A 605-nucleotide genomic window follows, 5' to 3' on the forward strand; every position below is an offset into this window, starting at 1 on the left:
AGGCGGAGGTCGACGGAGCGGTGATTCGTGAGGTCTGCCGTAAGCACAACATCACGGAGCAGACGTTTTTCCGCTGGCGCAATAAGTACGGGGATATGACTGTTTCCGATGCTCGCAAGCTCAAGGATCTGGAATTAGAGAATGTCCGGCTGAAGAAGATCGTAGCGGAGCAAATGCTGGCGATTGAAGGCTTGAAGGAGATTGCCTCAAAAAAATGGTAACCCCGGTGGCCAGACGCGAAGCGCTTGAGATTCTGAAGGCTAAAGGGTTATCCGAGCGCGCAGCGTGTCGAATTGCCGGGGTAAGCCGTCGGGTGACGAGCTATGAACTGCGACAACCAGGCAAGGATAAGCAATTGAGTGGGCAACTCATAGAAGCATCTGCACGCTATCCTCGCTTCGGTTATCGGCGCATTGCCGTCATGACGGACCAGAGCGTGGGACGGGTGTGGCGCTTGTGGCGCAGCTTGGGTCTGAATCTACCCAAGCGCCGCCCTAGAAAGCGCCGCTGTGGCAATGACGTCCGAATTCCAGGAGCGACACAGCCCAACAGTGTCTGGTCGTATGACTTCGTGCATGACCGGCTGGCCAATGGTGGAACGCTCA

At 56.2% G+C, this 605-nt stretch carries 1 protein-coding gene and 1 pseudogene; both read left to right on the forward strand.

Annotation, left to right across the window (positions count from 1 at the left end):
• Positions 1-221, forward strand: a 221-nt coding sequence (locus RY831_RS33570) for a transposase (protein WP_437126356.1), incomplete at its 5' end; no start/stop codon positions are given.
• A pseudogene (locus RY831_RS33575) lies at positions 215-605 on the forward strand (IS3-like element ISBcen23 family transposase); the annotation flags it as partial. The gene RY831_RS33570 and the pseudogene RY831_RS33575, both read left to right, overlap by 7 nt.

The sequence above is a fragment of the Noviherbaspirillum album genome (genome assembly GCF_035916955.1).
In the GTDB taxonomy this organism is placed as follows: domain Bacteria; phylum Pseudomonadota; class Gammaproteobacteria; order Burkholderiales; family Burkholderiaceae_D; genus Noviherbaspirillum; species Noviherbaspirillum album.